Source organism: Humiphilus diazotrophicus (genome assembly GCF_059726315.1).
The window spans coordinates 7,006,375-7,026,832 of the sequence record NZ_AP040870.1 but is presented as its reverse complement, the minus strand read 5'-3'; the positions used below and the strand labels follow the sequence as shown (position 1 = coordinate 7,026,832).

7 protein-coding genes are annotated in these 20,458 nt (G+C 51.7%); all 7 read left to right on the top strand.

All coding sequences use genetic code 11. From position 1 onward, the window contains the following. Window positions 1-682 precede the first annotated feature (682 nt). Window positions 683-1,891, top strand: a complete 1,209-nt coding sequence (locus AC6I7T_RS28080; protein ID WP_497791134.1) for an SGNH/GDSL hydrolase family protein — start codon at window positions 683-685, stop codon at window positions 1,889-1,891. A gap of 551 nt (window positions 1,892-2,442) precedes the next feature. Next, window positions 2,443-2,946, top strand: coding sequence for a hypothetical protein (locus AC6I7T_RS28075; protein WP_497791133.1), 504 nt, complete (start codon window positions 2,443-2,445; stop codon window positions 2,944-2,946). A gap of 576 nt (window positions 2,947-3,522) precedes the next feature. Next, window positions 3,523-7,632 carry an FG-GAP-like repeat-containing protein gene (locus AC6I7T_RS28070; RefSeq protein WP_497791132.1) on the top strand — a complete coding sequence of 1,370 codons (4,110 nt, stop codon included), beginning with the start codon at window positions 3,523-3,525 and terminating at the stop codon, window positions 7,630-7,632. Window positions 7,633-7,731: 99 nt separating this feature from the next. Further along, window positions 7,732-11,910 carry an FG-GAP-like repeat-containing protein gene (locus AC6I7T_RS28065; protein ID WP_497791131.1) on the top strand — a complete coding sequence of 1,393 codons (4,179 nt, stop codon included), beginning with the start codon at window positions 7,732-7,734 and terminating at the stop codon, window positions 11,908-11,910. A 99-nt stretch (window positions 11,911-12,009) separates the two neighbouring features. Then, window positions 12,010-16,167: an FG-GAP-like repeat-containing protein gene (locus AC6I7T_RS28060; protein ID WP_497791130.1), complete on the top strand. Its 4,158-nt coding sequence runs from the start codon at window positions 12,010-12,012 to the stop codon at window positions 16,165-16,167. Between the two features lie 384 nt (window positions 16,168-16,551). Further along, complete coding sequence (locus tag AC6I7T_RS28055; protein ID WP_497791129.1) at window positions 16,552-18,996, top strand: FG-GAP-like repeat-containing protein; 2,445 nt, start codon at window positions 16,552-16,554, stop codon at window positions 18,994-18,996. Window positions 18,997-19,254: 258 nt separating this feature from the next. Next, window positions 19,255-20,286, top strand: coding sequence for an aldo/keto reductase (locus AC6I7T_RS28050; RefSeq protein WP_497791128.1), 1,032 nt, complete (start codon window positions 19,255-19,257; stop codon window positions 20,284-20,286). Window positions 20,287-20,458 lie beyond the last annotated feature (172 nt).

Below are 20,458 nucleotides of genomic sequence, written 5' to 3'. Positions count from 1 at the left end.
AAAGAGGAGCCCTATGTTTCGGAGAGAAACATAGACGATCACTCCGGCACCAATTAGGACTGACGGGAAATCATACGGCGAGGCAAACGCAATCCCGGATCGCTATTATCACAGCAAACTGAAGTTTCCACATTTTTGCGGAGGGATCAATAAAGAACATCAAGGATATAGAAACATTTTAATCGTTGCTTCCATTGATCAGGCTGTGTGTCAGGGCTGGCCTTCAGGCCTGCCGCAAGGTTTTTCCCAGAAGGAATCTATGCATTCTCGGTAACCCAAGCGAATCGGACAGCCACAGCTTTGGAGTTATGCACATGGCTTGGGATTCCAATTTATGGTTAGTGCTTCGAACTACCTGTCCCATGATTGCCTTGTCATATAAAAATTCTTGTTGGACCACTCATCTTGATCCAGGCCATTGCTCTTAACCCGTACTCTTGTTACCGAGAATGTCTGTTTCCCTCATAAACACTTCGTTCGGCAGGCCTAAAGGCCAGCCCTGACACATAGCAAACGGCGCAACTCTCGCCGAAGATACAAACTTCAACGTCATGACTGAAATCGTCGCCTTAGCGCTGGGCACCCATACACCGCATTGCGAGATTCAACCGACTGTTTCCCTTTGAAACGGCAAACGGAATACACTCATTCTGACCTTTGATTTTTGCTTTGGAAGAGGACCATGAAGAGGACAACTACCTTTTTGTCTTTGGCGTTGTTGGGATTGAGTGGAGTTGCGGCCGTAGCGGAGAAACCCGCGGACTGGGTAGGCACCTGGACTGCATCGCCGATGAGTTTCACGATGAAGAGCGACCAGCAGGCGCCAGCAGACCGAACCTTCAGAAATTTAGTCCACATCAGCATTGGCGGCAAAGCTCTCCGTGTACAGATTACGAATGAGTTTGGAACAACGCCGCTAACCGTGGGAGCGGTACACGTTGCCCTGAGTAGCGGCGCCGGAGCAACCAAGCCGGGAACGGATCATGCCGTGACCTTCGGTGGACGTCCGACGGTCACGATCCCCGCTGGAGCAGTTGCCTTCAGTGATCCCATTCCAATGGAGGTAGCGCCTCTTTCGGATCTGGCTATCAGTGTCTATCTTCCCCAGCAGCCGATTGCAGCTAACACCTGCCATGCCCTGGGCTCTTCGACGAACTTCATCACTCCGGGCGACACCACCACAGCGGAGACCTTGCAGGAGCCTAAGAAGCTTACATCCTGGTGCTTTGTAAAGGGAGTTGACGTTCAGCCGAAGGACAAAGCAGAAGCTGTTGTTACCTTGGGCGATTCGATCACCGACGGCGCAAGGTCCACGCTGGATGCCAATCACCGCTGGCCCGACATCCTTGCTCAGCGCCTGCAGGCTGATAAGAAGACCGCCAAGATCGCCGTTCTGAACGAAGGCATCAGCGGCAACCGAGTTCTGCACGATCAGGCGGGCCCCAATGCCCTCTCACGCTTCGACCGCGATGTACTGGCCCAGAACGGAGTGAAATACCTCATCATCCTGGAAAGCATTAACGACATTGGCCACGCCACCAGCCCGAAGAATCCTTCGGACCTCGTCTCGGCACAAGACTTGATCTTCGGTTTGCAACAGATGGCAGCACGTGCGCATCAACATAGTATTAAGGTTTATGGCGCAACCTTGACCCCCTATGAGGGTGCAGGATATTTCTCTGCCGAAGGAGAAAAGATTCGTCAGGCGGTTAACGATTGGATCCGCTCGAGCGGAGTGTTTGACGCCGTCATTGACTTCGACAAGGTCACCCGAGATCCGGCCAAGCCAACTACCTTCCTGCCCGCTTACGATTGCGGCGATCACCTTCATCCAAACGATGCCGGCTACAAAGCTATGGGAGAAGCCATCGATTTAGCGCTCTTCCGCTAGAGCATTTCATATTTCGGAGCCCCCATCCAGAAAAGCTCCACGGATACCGTAGTAGATTCTCCGGTATCCGTGGAGCTTTTTCCTTTAGCAGAGAGCTCTAAAAAGTAACGATCCACCCTGGCTTCCCGCTGCATCATCGATTGCGCAACAGCAGTCATTTTGGAGATCGAATCCGAGATCGGCTGTGGAAAATTGAAATTTTAGCAATCGGTTTTTGGACTCTAATTAGCTTTACTATCCATTATTTACCACCAAGTAAATAGTCCGACAAGTCTGATACTGTTACACAAACGATGGTAAGTTATGTTACATTATGTCCGCACGGATGAGAGTCTTAGCAATGCTCTCCGCTGTCGGGCCTGGTGTTAATTCTCCACCTAAATCAGAAGCGTCACACACAGTCGTGAGGAAAAGAGATTAAGATTCGGAGGTAATTTATAGGCGCAACAGATGAATCGTTTCAAGCAGTAGGCCGAAGGTCCTTTCTTTTCTGAAAGATAAAAGAGAAGTTTCTCGCACTACTAGGCACCGATTCTCGAATGGAGTCAGCAATGTTTTCCTCTCTACCCCTGGAGCATTTCCCGCATAGGTATAGACGTGGCAACGACAGAGAAGGACAGCTTTCTTTGGCAGAAAGCTGCGTACGCTTCTGCGTCCTGGTTTACATCTTTGCGGGAAAGGTTCTGGGGTTCAAGTACATTAAGCTCCTACTGCGTCCACGATACTTTCCGCTACATCATGCAATCGCTCTATGCCTGGTTCTCTCCTGTGTGGTTATCCAAAAGTTCGAAACCGACTTTTCTCAACCAGCAAATAACACTTTGATAGACACTCCACTTTTCGCCTCTTCCTCAACTTCGATTCTTCCGGTATTACAAATGACAGTAAACGGTGTACAGGTAACAGAGATCACGACAGAGAACGTGCTCACACCTACCGATATTGCTGCGATCAAGCTTGAAAGAACTGTAGTCTTTACCGGGCCGGGCTCTTCGGAGACCTATGCCCGGATCAGCGCCTTGTCATTCTCTCGTTGGAAAGACCTCTGTTCCTAGCAACCGCGTAAGTCCCTTGCCCGGAAGGATAGCAACGAGAACACAGCGGGAAGTTCTGTGTCGAATCCAAAGGTGACTGCACCATGGCCTATGACAGCTCCGTAATAACCGATCACTATGGGTTTATTTCCTCATCCCTTTTATTCAATGGAGATGTTTAATGGCTCCCCTTGCCCCCACACAGACTGACCCTCGGTTGCGTTGGCTGCAAGGTGCGGGGAAGAGCCTCCTCTCACTCTCTCTGGCTCTCTCCGGTGGAGCGACTTCACAGCTTTGCGCCGTCACGATCACGATAATTGGGCAACTCATTCTCAGGCGGAGAGCTTTAGCACCCCAGCCCAATGGGTCGGCTTACGAAGTAGAGGTCAATCATGATCTCTACCGGACTTTATGTTTGGGTTCCCCGCGTTTACAAGGGATTTCCTCCGGTGGCAACACATACTGGCATCGAGAAAGAAGGCAAAATTGACCTGCTGGACAATGTGAAGTAAACAATCGACGAAACATAACCCTCTAACAGATCCCATGATTTTGTGAATCTGTTCTTACAACTTTCACACACAATGGAGATGCAATATGTTTCTCAATTCCCCCACTTCGCAAGAACCCCGGAGGCACCTTTTACGAAGCTCCGGACAAATTATCCTTCCTCTTCTACTGCTCCTCACCTTTGCCGCGACGCCAAAACTGAATGCAGCAACGGCAACTACAACATCCCTTACAGTCAGCGCCAATTCTGTTAGCGCGGGAACGCCTGTAACCTTCAACGTTTCAGTTACTGCCGGGGGTTCGGCTGTAGCCTCCGGCCTGGTAAAGTTCTGCAATGCCGCTGCGGCCCATTGCCTCGACACAGCCGTTCTCGGAACTGCGTCGCTATCACCAAGCGGCACAGCAACGCTCACACGCAGCCTTTCCGTCGGAAGTCACGGTGTCTATGCACTTTTCGAGGGAACAGTTTCCGATGCCACAAGCAAATCTACGACAAAGAATGTAACTGTAACTGGCAAGCTTCCTGCGACCGCGATCCTTACACGTTCTGGAGGCTCGGGTAACTACAATCTGAGCGCAACGGTTTCGGGATATGGACGACCGGCGATAACCGGCAGCGTTTCTTTCCTGGAGACCGGGAACAGCAACAATCTTCTGGGTTCTGCGAATCTTGGAACATCGCAACGGAGCTATGGCTTCAGCCAACAGCCGCTGGTGCGGGGCAATGCGGGAGACCTGAAGGCAGCTGACGTCAATAATGACGGCGTTCCCGACCTTATCTCTCTTACACAGCCCTATCAGGAGAACGGAACCGTAGATATTCGCTTATCAAGTGCGAGCAAGCCCGGCCAATTCTCCGATCCGGTGAGCTACGCAGTCCCGGGAAGCCCACTCCACACGACGGTAGCAGACTTCGATGGCGACGGAGTTCCAGACATTGCAGTCTTGATCGTGCCACTCTATGCCACACCACTAAACACTGGTAGTGTCTACATTTTGTGGGGAGACCCAGAGCATCCCGGACAGTTCCTGGGCGGCGGAACAACTTTCGATGTCGGGGCAGATCCGCGCGACATCGTCGCGGCCGACTTCGATCACGATGGGATGCTGGATATTGCAGTACCCAACAATACCGACAATACCGTCAGCATTCTATATGGGAACGGCGGCGCCTTCCGGAGCCAAGTTATCTATCCCGTCGGAGTTCTCCCGATCCGGGTACTTCCAGCAGATTTTAATGGTGACGGGTTTACTGATCTGGCAGTGCTCAGCACCGCTCCCGCAGTCTTGGAGATATTATTAGCCGATCCATCCAACCCGGAGAAATTCCTCCCCGCAACGACATACAAGCTCGCGTCCTCGTCTTATGACATGCTATTGGGCGACTTCAATGGAGACGGGCTGGAAGACATCGCCTATTTCTTTACGGACAACGTAGGCGTGTTGTTGAACGATGCCTCTCACGTTGGCAACTTCCTGGCAGAAAAGGACTATTCCGCAGCAGGAGCCTCTTCATTCTTTTCTGCAGGCGACTTCAATGGAGACGGATATCTGGACCTGGCCGTACCTCTGAATTTCGGTGCGAGTCTGGGCGTGCTATATGGCGACGGAAACCATCCGGGAACACTGTTACCACTCAAGACCTTTTCTCCAAACCCCTACCCCATAAACGAGATCAGCCCTGGAGATTTTAATGGCGATGGGCTCACCGATCTGGCTGAATTCATCATCCAAAACACCTCTCCAAGTTCTGCCAACGACTACGTAGCAATAGCCCTGGCATCCATCACCGAGACAGCAACAGCCTCAACGACTACCTCCAGCGTACCCGGCAATTACGTCCAGGCCGTCTATTCCGGAGACGATAACTATATGGGTTACGGATCGTGCATCCTGGGATCTTCCACTGTCGGAGGCACACCGGTAATCAGCGGACTCACAGTTTCTAGTATTACGGCTAACACCGCAACCATTACCTGGACAACCAGCCTGCCAGCCAACGGCATTGTGAGTTATGGCACAACGAGTTCTCTGGGTAGCGCAACACCCTGGGTCAATTTGCCTTCCACCGCGCATTCCTTTACCCTCACCAACCTCTCACCCAACACCACGTATAGCTATCAAGTCAACAGTGTGGCCTTTGCCAACGGCTGCTCACACTGGACCGCAACCTCTCCGATAGCAAGCTTCTCCACTCCTTTACCCTCTCATGCGACAAGCAAGACGACGCTGAAGGTCTCCAGCAATACAACCAACACCAGCTCTCCCATCCTTCTGACAGCAGCTGTTACTTCAGGCAGTCAGTCTGTAACTCGTGGGATAGTAAACTTCTGCGATGGCTCTACCACCTCCTGTGTTGGACCGGCTAAGTTGGGTTCGGCTGAGCTGACTGCCGCTGGAACCGCAGTCATAGGGACGCTGTTGACGAGAGGTCCACACAATATCTACGCACTCTTCAATGGCACGCTCGCCTACAATACAAGCCAATCCGATGCTCAAACTGTGACCGTCGCAGGATCCAATGGATCAAGTACTACGACGATTGCAAAATCCGGAAGCGGACCACAATATTCGCTAACCGCAACGGTCAATGTAAGCGGACCATCTCCAACGGGAGAAGTCGCTTTCATTGCCGACGCCTCCAAAGCTCAACTCGCAACCGCTACACTAGGACAAAGCACTAGCATCATCGATTTCCTGTACCCCATCTACAGCCCTTCGGGACTTACCGGTCAAGGACCAGGCCCGATCCTGGGCGACCTCAATAACGATGGTGTCCTGGACGCAGTTGTAAGCGGATCTGTGCAAGTCGGCACCTCCTCCCAAGCGAGAACCGGAGTCTTTCTTGGCGTCCCCGGACAGCCAGGACAATTCACCGTAGGACTCCGCCCCATACAGACTGCCGGCGCTGCCGAGCTATTAGCCGACTTCAATGCCGACGGGTTCCTGGACGCTCTAGTAATTGGATATGGAACTCTGCAGATTCTCTACGGAGATCCCAGCCAGCCCGGGCAACTCATCATCGGACCAACCAACATCACCCTGCCCTCCGGAAACTATACCCCCGTCACCGGAGACTTTAATGGAGACGGCCTGCCAGATATAGCCATTGCTCTCCAGGGACAATACGTCAACGATCAGGTCGATATCTTCCTGAACGATCCAACCCATCCCGGACAGTTTATCCTCGGTCCGGTATTTAATACTTATGCCCCGCTGGGCATCGTCTCGGCAGACTTCAACCGCGATGGTCTTAGCGATATCGCAGTCATAGACACCTTTGATGGCTACGTCTCAATCTTCCTGGCCAATCCCGCAAATCCCGGTCAGTTTTTACCTGCAACCACCTATGCAACCGATCCATCCCCGCAAGCGATAGTAGTGGGAGATCTTAATCAGGACGGGATTCTGGATATCGTAACCCCGAACATAAACGACGGAACAAATACAACAGTGAATGTTCTCCTGGGCGATGCTTCGCATCCAGGACAATTCTTACCGAAGACTTCCTATCCTTTTGTGGCTACCTCGGCACTAACTCTCGCAGATCTTAATGGAGACGGGCTTCAGGACATTCTGCTTCCCGGCCCCACAACCTATGTTCTCTTTGGCGATCCCGCACACAAGGGGCACTTCCTGCCTCAACAAACCTTCACCATGCAATACGCGCCCGGTCAAGGAGCTGCAACTGCAGATCTGAACGCGGACGGATTACCCGACTTCCTCTTCTACTCGGCGGGGGATCAGATAGAAACTATTCTCAACCATGTCACGCAGTCTTCCTCGACAACTCCAGTCAAAGTCAGTAGTCAAGGAAGCAATGTCCTTGTTCATGCAAACTACTCCGGAGATGAAACTTACAGCGGAAGCAGTTCCTGCTCCATTGATCTGTCGAGTACAACCGCAAGCGCTCCGGTAATCAGCGGAGTAACTGTCTCTAACATTACATCCAACTCCGTTACCATCCATTGGACAACAAACATTCCTACCATTGGATATGTGAAATACGGACTAGCCTTCACGGGTGAGCATCAAAGCCCATGGGGAAACGCATCGACAACCCATACAGTGACTTTAACCGGCCTTACATCCGGGAAAACTTATCAATACCAGATAACCGCTATCGGTTTCTTCAGTGGCTGCACGCACTGGACTACACTCTCTCCGACGGCCACCTTTAGTACTTCGGCGAGATAACTCCCACTCCATGCCGGAAAGAGACCTCCGTAAATCTCTTTCCGGCCTTACCAAATTGTTTTTGATACAACCTAAGCCTTAACTCGAATGGAGATGTTCATGTTATCCCCCAGCACCATTCGTTCGATCACTCGCAGAACCATCTCGGCAGAAATTGGATTACAACGAATCACAACCATGCTCGTCTGCATGATTCTCTCTTGTGTGGCTATTCAAGACCTACACGCAGCCACTGCTAGCACGACAGCATTGGCTGTCGCCTCTAATCCAGGCTCGCCAGCAACATCTGTAACCTTACGCGCTACTGTTACCGCGGCTGGCACACCTGTCAAAGCCGGTCAAGTAGTATTCTGCAACGCCGCTGCACCCCACTGCCTCGATACCGCTGTTCTTGGAACGGCACAGCTGACCAGTAATGGAACGGCAACCCTGACACAGACCTTTGCACCGGGCAGCCACAGCACTTATGCCATCTTTCGTGGAACTACAACCGATGCAGGCAGCACATCGTCCACGCGGACTATTACCATACAGGGGAAGCTTCCGAGCACAACAAGCATCTCCTCCTCAGGAGGCAGCCAAAACCAGAAATTGACAGCTACAGTAGTCGGACAAGGTAGGCCGGCGATTACCGGCGATGTCCGCTTCGTAGCGGCAAGTGGAAACCAGCAGTTAGGTACCGGCAGTCTGGGTGCTTCTACGAAAAGCTACGGATTCACTCCTTTGCCAGCCTCTTCCACGGTAGAATTTGAATTTGTAACTGCTGCCGACCTCAACAATGACGGCATTCCGGATTTCATTTCCGCCTTGAACAGCTATAGCGCAGACGGGACTTTCAGTGTCCAACTCGCCGATCCTGCACATTCAGGAAAATTCCTGCCTCCAGTGACCTATAACCTCGATGGATATCCCTTCGGAGTTGTTACCGGGGACTTTAATAACGACGGTGTCCCCGATCTTGTTTTTCTCCTGGGCTCAGGCTATCCCAGTGTCCTGGACCAAGGGAAGATTGAAGTGTTTCTTGGCGATCCCGCACAACCAGGTCAGCTTCATACCGGAAGCATTTTTCCCGTGGGAATGATCGATGACATTAACCAAGCATTCAGTGGCAACATTACAGCAGGAGACTTTAACCGCGATGGAGTTCTCGATGTCGCTATCCTCGTTGGCAGTGACTCTGGCAATATTGGAATTATGTTCGGAGATCCTGCTCAACCTGGAAAGTTCCAAGCACCAACCAACGTTTCACTCGGCAACTACTTCCCCGAGGTGATCAAGACTGCCGACTTCAATGGGGACGGATTCCTGGACTTTGCCCTTGGCCTAACTTCCGGGAGCCAGGTCACAATTATTCTTGCCGACCCCAATAACCCGGGAAAGTTCCTTCCACTCGTCAACTATCCGGTTACAACACAATCCTCCATAACAGATAGCACGATCTTCCTCGGCGATATGAATGGAGATGGTTTGCCCGATGTCGTAGTGCCGGAATCCCAGTCAATGGCCGTCCTGTTGAATAATCCTGCTGCCCCCGGCACACTTTTACCCCAACAGAATTATGCCTTTTCCAATTCACTGATATCTACAGCACTTGGCGACTTCAACGGAGATGGCATACTCGATGTGGCGGAGACAACGCCGAATGGCCTTCGGGTGCAATACGGAAGTTCCGCTCATCCCGGAACGCTTTCCGCACCGGTCACGTATGCCCTCAACCTGTCCACTCCGGACCAAATTTTCCCTTCGATTGACTTTAATGGCGACGGGATCTCCGATTTAATTGTCTGGTCATATCTCAAGAACACCGCTCAGGTCGCTCTTGGTTCTATCTTCGAGAGCGGCACCGCAAGTATTACCGTTGCCAGCACCCCTGGCAACATAGCTCAGGCAATTTATTCCGGTGACAACAATTACCAGGGACAAGGCTCCTGCGATCTGAACGCCTCAGCCCCAGGAGCCGTGGCTCCCGCGATTAGCGGACTAACTGTTACAAATATCACTCCAACATCGGCAACGATTCAGTGGACTACAAACATCGTTACCGATGGAGAGGTCGATTATGGAGTTACGACCTCTCTGGGTAGCACTACTCCCTGGGCTGCGCTTCCATCGACCAGCCACTCCTTCACCATTACAAATCTGACTCCGGGAACCAGCTACAACTACCAAGTCAGGAGTGTTGCTTTCTCCAATGGCTGCAATCATTGGACAGCGACCTCATCGATTAGCATCTTCACTACATCGCTTCCTTCTCACGCATCCACCCAAACCACATTAAAGATCGAGAACGGGTACTGGCCTATACCCTTAACAGCAACCGTTACCTCTGGCGGGCAGAGCGTCAGGAGTGGATTAGTGGAGTTTTGCGATGGCGCCTCAAAACTCTGTCAAGGGAATTCCCTGTTGGGGTCCGCACAACTGCAAAGCAACGGTACTGCTTTTCTAAAGGTGCCTTATCCTCGCACGTCCTCTGTCTACGCACTCTTCACGGGCGATCGGGCATACAACTCCAGTACCTCTGCAGTCCAGAGCTTCGGCTCGCAATTTTCGAAGCTCTCGACCACGCCGACCATCAGCAAGTCAGGCAATGGACCGCAATATACCCTCACCGCTTCAGTATCGGGAAGCGGAAATTATGCCCCAACCGGAAGTGTCATGTTCATCGCCGATGCGTCCGGAGCACAACTGGGAACAGCAAACTTTAACAACAACAGTAGCGCTACAATCACTCTCTCTTCACCGGTTACCAACTCTGCCCCTGCAGTTACCTACTTTAGAAAGGTCATGGGAGACCTCAACAACGATGGAGCAACGGACATTGTCGCCGACTCCGTAGCTCCTTCCGGCGTAGCCGATGGCTTCTACACCTTGCTCGGAATACCTTCCTCACCGGGCCACTTTCAACTTGCCTACGGACCATTTACGAACAGCGGAACTCCCTTCGACCTCGTCGACCTCAATGGTGACGGAACCCTGGATCTTATTGCAATCAAGTTTTCCAGAGGAAATTATGAAAATTCAACCCTTCAGCTCTCCTATGGAAACCCTGCTAACGCAGGCTCTTTCACCCAGGGTCCCAGCTATCCTCTTCTGATAGGAAGCTACTCTGTGGTCCACGGCGACTTCAATGGAGATGGATACCCCGATGTCGCCGTGGCAGTTAGTGCAGAATCAGGGGCTGACCAGGTTATCGTTTTTCTAAATGATGTAACCCATCCAGGCCAGCTCATCACTGGAAGCACCAATCCTCTTAGTTCCCCGTTTTCCCTCGTCGCCGCCGACTTTAACAAAGATGGAATCACCGATATAGCAGCTATCAATGGTACCCGTAACGAACTATGGCTCTATCTGGCGGATCCGGCGCATCCCGGGCAATTCCTTTCGTATACGCCTCTGGCCATCGGTGGTCGACCGACCAACGTTGTTACCGCCGACTTCAATAATGATGGAGTGCTCGACCTGGCCACAGCAAATTACATCCAAACAGGAACTGGATCGATAAATTCGACAAATGTAAGCATCTTGCTCGGAGATTCCGCACATCCAGGACAGTTCCTTCCACAGACAACTTATCCAGCCCCGTCCAACTTCGAAGTAGAGGACCTCTTTGTAAGTGACCTCAATGAGGACGGTCTCCTTGACCTTTTCACCTGGAACAATACGTCGTTCGCGATATACCACGGCGATCCGGCACACCCCGGCCAGTTCCTTCCACCAACAACTCAACCCTTATCCGGCGCGCCGAGCAGCTCCGATACCTCGTATACAGCCTCTCTCTCTTCGGGTGCTCTGCCCTCAATCCTGTTCTTCAACTCCACCTCCCCGCAGATCGTAACGATCAATACCACAGAGACGATCAGTGCAACTACCACTCCTGTCAAGGTCAGCAGCCAGGGAAGTAACGTTCTTGTTCATGCGAACTACTCCGGAGACGATACCTACAGCGGAAGCAGTTCCTGCTCTATTGATTTGTCGAGTACAACCGCAAGCGCTCCGGTAATCAGCGGAGTAACTGTCTCTAACATTACATCCAACTCGGTCACCATCCATTGGACAACGAACATTCCCACCAATGGATACGTAAAATACGGATTAGCCTCCACGAGTGAACATCAAAGCCCATGGGAAAACGCATCGACAACCCATACAGTGACTTTAACCGGCCTTACCTCCGGGAACACTTATCAATACCAGATAACCGCTATCGGTTTCTTCAGCGGCTGCAGCCACTGGACTACACTCTCTCCGACGGCCACTTTTAGTACCGCGGCGAGATAACTCCAACTCCATGCCGGAAAGAAACCTCCGTAGATCTCTTTCCGGCCTTACCAATTTTTTTGGGTACAACCTAAACCTTAACTCGAATGGAGATGTTTCATGTTATCCCCCAGCACCGTTCGTTCGATCACTCGCAGAGCCATCTCGGCAAGAATTGGATTACAACGAATCACAACCATGCTCGTCTTTGTGATTCTCTCTTGTGTGGCTATTCAAGACCTACACGCAGCCACTGCTAGCACGACGACATTGGATGTAGCCTCTAATTCGGGCTCGCCAGCAACGTCTGTGACCTTACGCGCTACTGTCACCGCGGCTGGCGCACCTGTCAAAGCCGGTCAAGTGGTATTCTGCAACGCCGCCGCACCCCACTGCCTCGATACCGCTGTTCTTGGAACGGCACAGCTGACCAGTAATGGAACGGCAACCCTGACACAGACCTTTGCACCAGGCAGCCACAGTACTTATGCCATCTTTCGTGGAACTACAACCGATGCAGGCAGCACATCGTCCACTCGGACTATTACCATACAGGGAAAGCTTCCGAGCACAACAAGCATCTCCTCCTCCGGAGGAAGCCAAAACCAGAAATTGACAGCTACAGTAGTCGGACAAGGTAGGCCGGCGATTACCGGCGATGTCCGCTTCGTAGCGGCAAGTGGAAACCAGCCGTTGGGTACCGGCAGTCTGGGTGCTTCTACGAAAAGCTACGGATTCACTCCTTTGCCAGTCTCTTCCACGGGACAATTTGACTTTGCAACTACTGTCGACCTCAACAATGACGGCATTCCGGATTTCATTTCCGCCTCGGCACTCTATGCCGCGAATGGGACCTTCAATGTCCAACTCGCCGATCCCGCACATTCAGGAAGATTCCTGCCTCCGGTGACTTATAACCTCGCTGGATCTCCCTTCGGAGTTGTTACCGGAGACTTTAATAACGACGGTGTCCCCGATCTTGTCTTTCTCCTGGGCTCTGGCTATCCCAGTGGACTGGACCAAGGGAAGATAGAGGTCTTTCTGGGCGATCCCGCACAACCAGGCCAACTTCATACCGGAAGCATTTTCTCTGCAGGCACGATCTGGGATAGTAACGAACCGTTCAATAGCAGCATCGTAGCAGGAGACTTCAATCGCGATGGAGTTCTCGATGTGGCACTCCTCAATGGCGGAGATTCCGGCTCGATCGGGCTCATGTTCGGAGATCCTGCTCAACCTGGAAATTTCCAAGCACCAACCAGCGTTCCACTCGGCAACTACTTCCCCGATGTGCTCAAAACTGCCGACTTCAATGGGGACGGCTTTCTGGACTTTGCCCTTGGATTGATAGACGGAGGCCAGGTCACAATTATTCTTGCCGACCCCAATAACCCGGGAAAGTTCCTGCCACTCGTCAACTATCCTGTTACAACACAATCCTCCACTACAAATAGCACGATCTTCCTCGGCGACATGAATGGAGATGGTTTGCCCGATGTCGTAGTGCCGGAATCCCAGTCAATGGCCGTCCTGTTGAGTAATCCTGCTGCCCCCGGCACACTCTTACCCCAACAGAATTATGCCTTTTCCAATTCACTGATATCTACAGCACTTGGCGACTTCAACGGAGATGGCATACTCGACGTGGCGGAGACAACGCCGAATGGCCTTCAGGTGCAATACGGAAGTTCCGCTCATCCCGGAACGCTTTCCGCACCGGTGACTTATGCCCTCAACCTGCCCACTTCAGCCCAAATGACCCCTTCGATTGACTTTAATGGAGACGGCATCTCCGACTTAGTTCTCTGGTCTCCGTCCAGTAACACCGTCCAGGTTGCTCTTGGTTCTATCTTCGAGAGCGGCTCCGCAAGTATTACCGTTGCCAGTACCCCTGGCAACATAGCTCAGGCAGTTTATTCCGGTGACAACAATTACCAAGGACAAAACTCCTGCGATCTGAACGCCTCAGCGCCAGCAGCCGCAGCTCCCGCAATTAGCGGACTAACTGTTACAAATATCACTCCGACATCGTTAACGATTCAGTGGACTACAAACATCGTCGCCAATGGAGAGGTCGATTATGGTGTTACGACCTCTCTGGGAAACGCAACTCCCTGGGCTGTGCTTCCATCGACCAGCCACTCCTTCACCCTCACCAATCTGACACCTGGAACGAGCTACAACTACCAAGTCAAGAGTGTTGCTTTCTCCAATGGTTGCAATCATTGGACAACGACCTCACCGATTAGCACCTTCACTACATCGCTTCCTTCTCACGCACCCACCCAAACCACATTAAAGATCGATGGCGGGTACTGGCCTATACCCTTAACAGCAACCGTTACCTCTGGCGGGCAGAGCGTCAGGAGTGGATTAGTGGAGTTTTGCGATGGCGCCTCAAAACTCTGTCAAGGGAATGCCCTGCTGGGGTCCGCACAACTACAAAGCAACGGTACTGCTTTACTGAAGGTGGCTTATCCTCTCACGTCCTCTGTCTACGCACTCTTCACGGGCGATCGGGCATACAACTCCAGTTCCTCTGCAGTCCAGAGCTTCGGCTCGCAATTTTCGAAGCTCTCGACCACGCCGACCATCAGCAAGTCAGGCAATGGACCGCAATATACCCTCACCGCTTCAGTATCAGGAAGCGGAAATCATGCCCCAACCGGAAGTGTCATGTTCATCGCCGATGCCTCCGGAGCACAACTGGGAACTGCAAACTTTAACAACAGCAGTAGCGCTACAACCGCTTTCTCTTCACCGGCTACCAGCTCTGCCCCGGCAGATCTCTACAGTAACATCGTCACGGGAGACCTCAACAACGATGGAGCAACGGACATTGTCGCCGCCTTCGTAACTCCTTCCGGCACAACCGGTGGCTTCTACACCTTCCTCGGAACACCTTCATTACCGGGCCACTTTCATCTTGCATACGGACCATTTACGAATAGCGGAGTTCCCTACGACCTCGTCGACCTCAATGGTGACGGAACCCTGGATCTTATTACAGTGAATTCTTCCGGAGGAAATGCAATCCTGCAGCTCTCCTATGGGAACCCAGCTAACGCAGGCTATTTCACCCAGGGTCCCAGCTATTCTCTTCCGAGAGGAAGCTACTCTGTGGTCCACGGCGACTTCAATGGAGATGGATACCCCGATGTCGCCGTGGCAGTTATCGCAGAATCAGGTAATGACCAGCTTATCGTTTTTCTAAATGATGTAACCCATCCAGGCCAGTTCATCACTGGAAGCACCAATCCTCTTAATACCCCGTTTACCCTCGTCGCCGCCGACTTTAACAAAGATGGAATCACCGATATAGCCGCTATCGATGGGGTCAATAACGACCTATGGCTCTATCTGGCGGATCCGACGCATCCTGGGCAATTCCTTCCGCATACGACTCTGGCCACCGGTGGTCGACCGCGCAACGTTGTCACCGCCGACTTCAATAATGATGGAGTGCTCGACCTGGCAACAGCAAATGACACCCTATCAGTCACTGGACCGACAACTGTAAGCATCTTGCTCGGAGATTCCGCACATCCCGGACAGTTCCTATCACAGACAACTTATCCAGCCTCGTTCAGCTTAAACACATTGCAGCTCTTTGTAAGTGACCTCAATGAGGACGGTCTCCTTGACCTTTCCACCCTGAACAATACGTCACTCACGATATTCCACGGCGATCCGGCACACCCCGGCCAGTTCCTTCCACAAACAACTCAACCCTTATCCGGCGCACCGAGCAGCTTCGACTCCGCGTATACAGCCTCTCTCTCTTCGGGTGCTCTGCCCTCATTCCTGTTCTTCACCTCCACATCCCCGCAGATCGTAACGATCAGTACCACAGAGACGATCAGTGCGACCACCACTCCCGTAACGGTCAGCAGCCAGGGAAGCGACGTCCTTGTTCATGCGAACTACTCCGGAGACGATACCTATTCCGGAAGCAGTTCCTGCTCTATTGATTTGTCGAGTACAACGGCAAGCTCCCCTGTAATCAGTGGAGTTACCGTCTCTAACGTCACATCGAACTCAGTTACTATTCATTGGACAACAAATATCCCTACCAATGGATACGTAAAATACGGATTAACCTCCACGGGTGAAAATCAAAGCCCGTGGGAAAACGCATCGACAACCCATACTGTGACTTTGACCGGTCTTACCTCCGGGAAAACTTATCAATACCAAATAACCGCTATCGGTTTCTTCAGCGGTTGCAATCACTGGACAACACTTTCTCCGACAGCCAGCTTCAACACGGCTCAATAGTCTATCTCTGATTTTCTATCCCCAGACAGGCGGGTACGCTTCGAACCGCCTGTCTCTTTTTTGCGGAATGGAAAAGATTCAGAGCACCTATATTTCTCTTCTGTCATGAAGACATTTATTCTCCGCTATTTACATGAGAGTTAACAGTTACACACATTTTGTAATTATCGCGACTATCTTTTGTGTGGTATGGTTATGGCGCACGTGGAGGGGTATACATCACGCACTCAGCTTGAATGGTAGATACCGCCGTTTGTCCGCAGAGCTGAATCACAGCCGAGCCGTTCTCTCCCCTCACTTTTCTGCCGCCTATAGCAAGACAGACGAAAGCCCGGGAAGACCTGGAATACCACTGGTCATGCCCTCAACCTATGGAGTCGCGACATGTCTGCCATCCCCCTCGCATCCTCAGATCCTCGCAATCACAATCAGCGTTTAAATAGCCTTTCTTCTACTACAATCGCTGTTCTTATTTTGTATCTTTTGTATATCGCACCCTTGCCGCTCTATGCGGCCCCCGCGGCAACGACAACAACCTTGGTCGTAGCCGCCAGCCCCGTATCCTTGGGAACTGGAGCTCGCCTCTTTGCTTCTGTCACAACAGGCGGAGCTGTAGTAACCACAGGGCAAGTCACCTTCTGCTTTGCTGGAGCAAAGTACTGTGAAGGAAATGCCATATTAGGCGTGGCGCAACTGAAGAGTGATGGAACAGCAGAATTACTGCGCTATTTCCCCGAATCCGATATACAACTATATGCCGTCTATAGCGGCACATCAACTTATGCCCCGAGTAAGTCGTCCATTCAACTCGCAAAGACCATAGGAACAATTCCAAGCACAACGACATTGGAGACAACGAAAAGCTCCGCGGGTTATACGATAACGGCCACAATTAATGGCTCCGAACGTAATCCTCTTGAAGGATTCCTCGAATTTAGTGCCGTCGCGGGAGGAAATCAGAGCATTGGTTCAGTAGTTCAGGGGACTTCCGTTCGGACACACTCACTTATTCCCCAATTCACCTATTCAGTACCAACGGGAGCTGTCATGAGAGCAGCCGATATAGATACCGATGGATTCCCTGACTTGATTGCGGCTGCACCGAAGTCCGGAGGAGGAGGGACCTTAACCATCTATTTCACCCAAAATCCCTATTTCTATAGTGTCTCAGGGCCGGCTTTCACGCTTAAAGTCGATCTCCCCGGTCGTCCCTACGATATTGTAGTTGGAGATTTCGACCGAGACGGAAACTCAGATATGGCAGTCCTTCTCGGGCCGGATAATCCTACGGACACAAGTCCGGGAAGTATATATCTCCTCCTCAATCGTCCGACCCAGGGCAGAGCGTATATTCCTAGTGGAACTTTCCCTGTGGGACCGAACGTCAATTCGGCAATACTAGGAGATTTCAATTACGACGGGATTCAGGACTTTGCCATACGCAATGACAATCAGAGCATTAGCCTTCTATTTGGTGACCCCAATAATCCTGGAAGCTTTCAACCTCCGGTAACCCGTACTCTAAGTGCTATACCAACAGATTTGGTCTCCTCGGACTTCAATGGGGATGGGCTTCCCGATCTTGCCTTTTCTTCCTCTACCTCAGGACAAAACCGAGTTGAAGTTCTATTAAACGATGCTGCACATCCCGGCCAGTTCTTGTCTGGAGGCAACTATCTGCTTTCCGCGTCAGCCATCTCGTTGACAACAGGAGACCTCAACCAAGATGGACTCCCGGATCTCGCGTTTGCCAAGGCCAGCAGCCTGGCTCTTCTCTTCAATGATCCGGCACATCCCGGAAATTTCCTGCAGGAGAAGGACTATAGTCTGCCCAGCAGTGCCCGCTCTATAGCCTTGGGTGACTATAACGGGGATGGAATTCTCGATGTTGCACTCCTGATCGACAATGGAACAAATGTCGGCATCATGCGCACAGACGAGAAGAACCCAGGAACGCTCCTGCCCTTGACAAAGTATTCTCCTGGCTCCGGACCATTTGACGCCATTCAACCTGCCGATCTGAATTTCAACGATATGACTGATCTAGCTCTAAGCTCTTCAACCAATCACACCATCAGTGGCGTTTTGGTTCAGTACACCCAAACACGTAAAGACACAGCAACGGTTGCAAACCTGCCGGGAGGTTATGTACAGGCCCGATACAACTCGGATGGCTTCTATGCAGCCAGCCAATCCTGCATCCTCAATGTAGATTCGACTGTAAACTCCACACCTGTCATTGGACCTATTACCATGCCGGTCCTCACCCCAATCTTCGCAACATTTAACTGGAAGACAGATATTCCCACGCAAGGAGTGGTAGATTACGGCATCGGAGGCTTACAATTCTCCAGTCCATGGACAAGAGTTCCTTCTACAGATCACTCCATTACACTGTCTGACTTGTCGCCACACACTCAATATACCTTCCGAGTTCGTAACATCGCTTTTTCAAATGGCTGTGGGCACTGGACCGCAACATCGCCAACCAAGACCTTTACGACGGCTATCCCTCACAACGTCGAAACGACTATATACATGTTTCTGTATCCTCAAATAGTCTCCGCAGGACAGCCTGTTCATATGACTGGACTTGTGAACTCGATACTGGGATATGTTACCGAGGGCGCAGTCAGGTTATGCAAAAACGACGGTAACCCATGCGAAGGATCCTCTTTGCTTGGCAGAGTCGCCCTTAATAGCCCCGATGTATCCATGACGCTGCTTCTTCCCCCCGGCCAATATGGTGTCTACGCCATTTACGAAGGAACCTTTACTTATGCGCCGAGTAAGTCAAACGTCGATACTGTCGAAGTGTTGGGACAATAACCATCGAGCTCAACCCTTCCCGATAAAACGAGCATCGGCCGACAGTATCCGCTGAACGCCATTATCCATATATCGAGCTCAGACAGGTGTCTCTTCCCAGGACGCCTGTCTGAGTCTTCCAATACAGACCCTCCATACTATCCCCAGGTGTAGAGGGGTATGGCGTATTGTGCAGTTCCCTCTTCAATCTTTAACAAACTCCGTGGAACCACACCCCTGGTCGCAGCGTCTAAATTTCGAGACACCTAGGAGATGACCATGAATTATCGACTTCTTGGCAATAGCGGTCTTCGTGTTTCGGAGATGTCGCTGGGAACCATGACCTTTGGAGAAGATTGGGGCTGGGGAGCGCCCAAAGAAGAGGCTCGTAAAATCTACGATGCCTACCGCAGCGCCGGAGGAAATTTCCTCGACACGGCAAACATGTATACAAACGGCACCAGCGAAATCATTCTTGGGGAGTTTACACAAGAACATCGCGATGAAGTAGTCATCGCCACCAAGTACACCAATGCCTTCGCCGCTGCAGACCCGAACGGCGCGGGCAATCATCGCAAGAACATGATGCGCTCTGTCGAGGCCTCGCTCAAACGGCTAAAGACGGACTACATCGATCTTTACTGGCTCCACATATGGGATTCCGTCACTCCGGTTGAAGAGGTCATGCGTGCCTTCGACGATCTTGTACGCCAAGGCAAGATTCTTTATGTCGGAGTCTCAGACGCACCGGCCTGGTGGGTTTCTCAGGCAAACACTCTGGCCGAGCTTAGAGGATGGTCTAAGTTTGCCGGACTGCAGATCGAATACTCTCTCGTAGAACGTACCGTCGAGCGAGAACTAATTCCCATGGCGAAAGCCTTCAACCTGGGACTCGTTGCGTGGTCTCCTCTCGCAGGCGGTGTTCTGAGCGGTAAATATGCTTCAGGGAACAACGGCGATGGGCGCTATCAAGCGGATATGATGAAGCAATTCATGCCCACGCAGGAGCGCGTAGACAAGACCGTCAAAACTCTGCAGGAAATCGCATCCCAGACCGGCCGATCCTTAGCTCAAGTCGCTCTCGCCTGGTTACGCTATCGTGATATCCCGGTAATTCCAATTATCGGAGCGCGTAAGCTGTCGCAGATTGAAGATAATCTGGCCAGCTTGACCTTGGAACTCACTCCAGAACAAGTTACGGCACTGAACGAAGCCAGCGCCATCGAGCTTGGCTTCCCTCACGACTTTTACCGTCAGGATATGGTTAAGAATCTTGTCCATGGAGGATTCCGCGACCGCATCCTGGTCTAGCATCGAATCTTGCTCTGTGTAATGTTTCTGTTACTTATAGCGAAAGATCCATAAATATCTCGGTCTCGGCAACAGGACAGAGATAAATTCTAGAACGCCGTTCAGCTATCGCAACTCAAAAGCGTCCCGTAGGGATGCTGCGGTACTAGCCCCGGGTGTAGCGTAGCGCAAC

Coding starts and splice junctions, on each gene's coding strand:
- AC6I7T_RS28080 (WP_497791134.1), top strand. CDS start 683: ATGAAGAGGACAACTACCTTTTTGTCTTTGGCGTTGTTGGGATTGAGT.
- AC6I7T_RS28075 (WP_497791133.1), top strand. CDS start 2,443: ATGTTTTCCTCTCTACCCCTGGAGCATTTCCCGCATAGGTATAGACGT.
- AC6I7T_RS28070 (WP_497791132.1), top strand. CDS start 3,523: ATGTTTCTCAATTCCCCCACTTCGCAAGAACCCCGGAGGCACCTTTTA.
- AC6I7T_RS28065 (WP_497791131.1), top strand. CDS start 7,732: ATGTTATCCCCCAGCACCATTCGTTCGATCACTCGCAGAACCATCTCG.
- AC6I7T_RS28060 (WP_497791130.1), top strand. CDS start 12,010: ATGTTATCCCCCAGCACCGTTCGTTCGATCACTCGCAGAGCCATCTCG.
- AC6I7T_RS28055 (WP_497791129.1), top strand. CDS start 16,552: ATGTCTGCCATCCCCCTCGCATCCTCAGATCCTCGCAATCACAATCAG.
- AC6I7T_RS28050 (WP_497791128.1), top strand. CDS start 19,255: ATGAATTATCGACTTCTTGGCAATAGCGGTCTTCGTGTTTCGGAGATG.